This is a genomic window from Brevibacillus porteri (genome assembly GCF_003013475.1).
In the GTDB taxonomy this organism is placed as follows: Bacteria; Bacillota; Bacilli; order Brevibacillales; family Brevibacillaceae; genus Brevibacillus; species Brevibacillus porteri.
The window spans coordinates 1-3,483 of record NZ_PXZO01000015.1 but is presented as its reverse complement, the minus strand read 5'-3'; the positions used below and the strand labels follow the sequence as shown (position 1 = coordinate 3,483).

At 53.9% G+C, this 3,483-nt stretch carries 1 tRNA gene and 2 rRNA genes; all 3 read left to right on the top strand.

Annotated elements, in window-relative coordinates:
* The first annotated feature begins 67 nt into the window (after nt 1-67).
* The 3 genes from rrf (at nt 68) to C7R92_RS09220 (ending at nt 3,412) form a co-directional block, all read left to right on the top strand.
* A 5S ribosomal RNA gene (gene rrf, locus C7R92_RS09230) occupies nt 68-184 on the top strand.
* A 170-nt stretch (nt 185-354) separates the two neighbouring features.
* A 23S ribosomal RNA gene (locus C7R92_RS09225) occupies nt 355-3,283 on the top strand.
* A 53-nt stretch (nt 3,284-3,336) separates the two neighbouring features.
* Nucleotides 3,337-3,412 (top strand) — tRNA-Asn (locus C7R92_RS09220).
* Nucleotides 3,413-3,483 lie beyond the last annotated feature (71 nt).

Here is a 3,483-nt window from a genome sequence, read left to right as displayed (position 1 = left end):
TGAAAGGAAGTTCTGCTAAAGGCTCTCGCGTCCATGCGAGAACGCAGAACGACTTACATCCTATAAGTCTGGTGATGATGGCGGAGGGGACACACCCGTTCCCATGCCGAACACGGCCGTTAAGCCCTCCAGCGCCGATGGTACTTGCTCCGCAGGGAGCCGGGAGAGTAGGACGTTGCCAGGCAGTTACTCTTACGAGTAACTATCCATTTGTTCCTTGAAAACTGGATACTGCATGAAATTGCTAAGATATAAACTGTAAGTACTTTTAGTAATTACGGAAATGCAAGGATGGCCTGCTAAGTTCGTCTCATCCATGAGACAACGCATGCACTAGCACATCCTGTGCGTCGTGGTTAAGTTACTAAGGGCACACGGTGGATGCCTTGGCGCTAGGAGCCGAAGAAGGACGCAGCGAACTGCGATAAGCCTCGGGGAGCGGTAAGCACGCTTTGATCCGGGGATCTCCGAATGGGGTAACCCACCATCTGTAATGGGATGGTATCCTTCACTGAATACATAGGTGATGAGAAGGCAGACCCGGTGAACTGAAACATCTAAGTAGCCGGAGGAAGAGAAAACAATAGTGATTCCGTCAGTAGTGGCGAGCGAACGCGGAAGAGCCTAAACCGTCGGGTTTACCCGGCGGGGTTGTGGGGCGTCTCACATGGAGTTACAAAAGACGCGCGTAGGTGAACAGCTTGGGAAAGCTGACCATAGAGCGTGATAGTCGCGTAACCTAAACGCGCGTCTCTCCGAGACCAACCCCGAGTAGCGCGGGACACGTGAAATCCCGTGTGAATCTGGCAGGACCATCTGCTAAGGCTAAATACTACCTAGCGACCGATAGTGAACCAGTACCGTGAGGGAAAGGTGAAAAGCACCCCGGGAGGGGAGTGAAATAGTACCTGAAACCGTGTGCTTACAAATAGTCGGAGCCCGTTAAAAGGGTGACGGCGTGCCTTTTGTAGAATGAACCGGCGAGTTACGGTAGCGTGCGAGGTTAAGTTGAAGAGACGGAGCCGCAGCGAAAGCGAGTCTGAATAGGGCGATAGTACGCTGCCGTAGACCCGAAACCGTGTGATCTAGCCATGTCCAGGGTGAAGGTAGGGTAACACCTACTGGAGGCCCGAACCCACGCACGTTGAAAAGTGCGGGGATGAGGTGTGGCTAGCGGTGAAATTCCAATCGAACTCGGAGATAGCTGGTTCTCCCCGAAATAGCTTTAGGGCTAGCCTCGGAATTTAGAGTCTTGGAGGTAGAGCACTGATTGGACTAGGGGCCCTCATCGGGTTACCGAATTCAGTCAAACTCCGAATGCCAATGACTTATGTCCGGGAGTCAGACGGTGAGTGCTAAGATCCATCGTCAAAAGGGAAACAGCCCAGACCATCAGCTAAGGTCCCCAAGTATACGTTAAGTGGGAAACGATGTGGAGTTGCCCAGACAACCAGGATGTTGGCTTAGAAGCAGCCACCATTTAAAGAGTGCGTAATAGCTCACTGGTCGAGTGACTCTGCGCGGAAAATGTAACGGGGCTAAACGTATCACCGAAGCTATGGCAGTCCTTACGGACTGGGTAGGGGAGCGTTCCAAGCAGCAGTGAAGCCGTACTGGAAAGAGCGGTGGAGCGCTTGGAAGTGAGAATGCCGGTGTAAGTAGCGAAAAGACAAGTGAGAATCTTGTCCACCGAAAGCCTAAGGTTTCCTGGGGAAGGCTCGTCCTCCCAGGGTTAGTCGGGACCTAAGCTGAGGCCGAAAGGCGTAGGCGATGGACAACAGGTTGATATTCCTGTACCACCTCTGTTCCGCTTGAGCAATGGCGTGACGCAGGAGGATAGGGTGAGCGGCCTACTGGATGGCCGTCCAAGCAGTAAGTGTGGTGTGTAGGCAAATCCGCACACCGTTAAGCATGAGCTGTGATGGCGAGGGAAATTTAAGTACCGAAGTCCCTGATTTCACACTGCCAAGAAAAGCGTCTAGCGAGGAACAAGGTGCCCGTACCGCAAACCGACACAGGTAGGCGAGGAGAGAATCCTAAGGTGCGCGGGATAACTCTTGCTAAGGAACTCGGCAAAATGGCCCCGTAACTTCGGGAGAAGGGGCGCCTCGGTAGGGTTAATAGCCCGAGGGGGCCGCAGTGAAAAGGCCCAAGCGACTGTTTAGCAAAAACACAGGTCTCTGCGAAGCCGCAAGGCGAAGTATAGGGGCTGACGCCTGCCCGGTGCTGGAAGGTTAAGGGGATGAGTTAGCGCAAGCGAAGCTTTGAACCGAAGCCCCAGTAAACGGCGGCCGTAACTATAACGGTCCTAAGGTAGCGAAATTCCTTGTCGGGTAAGTTCCGACCCGCACGAAAGGCGTAACGACTTGGGCGCTGTCTCGGCAAGAGACCCGGTGAAATCATAATACCTGTGAAGATGCAGGTTACCCGCGACAAGACGGAAAGACCCCATGGAGCTTTACTGTAGCCTGGTATTGGAACTTTGTGCATCATGTACAGGATAGGTGGGAAGCTGAGAAGCAGGGGCGCCAGCCTCTGTGGAGCTGTCGGTGGGATACCACCCTTGATGTACGGAGTTTCTAACTCGTCGCCCTTATCGGGCGAGAGGACCATGCCAGGTGGGCAGTTTGACTGGGGCGGTCGCCTCCTAAAAGGTAACGGAGGCGCCCAAAGGTTCCCTCAGAATGGTCGGAAATCATTCGTAGAGTGTAAAGGCAGAAGGGAGCTTGACTGCGAGACCTACAAGTCGAGCAGGGACGAAAGTCGGGCTTAGTGATCCGGTGGTTCCGCATGGAAGGGCCATCGCTCAACGGATAAAAGCTACCCTGGGGATAACAGGCTTATCTCCCCCAAGAGTCCACATCGACGGGGAGGTTTGGCACCTCGATGTCGGCTCATCGCATCCTGGGGCTGAAGTAGGTCCCAAGGGTTGGGCTGTTCGCCCATTAAAGCGGTACGCGAGCTGGGTTCAGAACGTCGTGAGACAGTTCGGTCCCTATCTGTCGCGGGCGTAGGAAGTTTGAGGAGAGCTGTCCTTAGTACGAGAGGACCGGGATGGACGCACCGCTGGTGCACCAGTTGTCACGCCAGTGGCACAGCTGGGTAGCTATGTGCGGACGGGATAAGCGCTGAAAGCATCTAAGCGTGAAGCCCCCTCCAAGATGAGACTTCCCACAGCGCAAGCTGGTAAGACCCCTCATAGACGATGAGGTTGATAGGTTCGGTGTGGAAGCGCGGTAACGCGTGGAGCTGACGAATACTAATCGGTCGAGGACTTATCCACAAATTCTTAGCAATCATGCGTATTCAGTTTTGAAGGAATAAATCCTTCAACGTTCCTCGGTAGCTCAGTTGGTAGAGCAATCGGCTGTTAACCGATCGGTCGGCGGTTCGAGTCCGTCCCGAGGAGCCATATTATGCTCCTGTAGCTCAGTCGGTAGAGCGTTTCCATGGTAAGGAAGAGGTCGCAGGTTCGATTCCTGT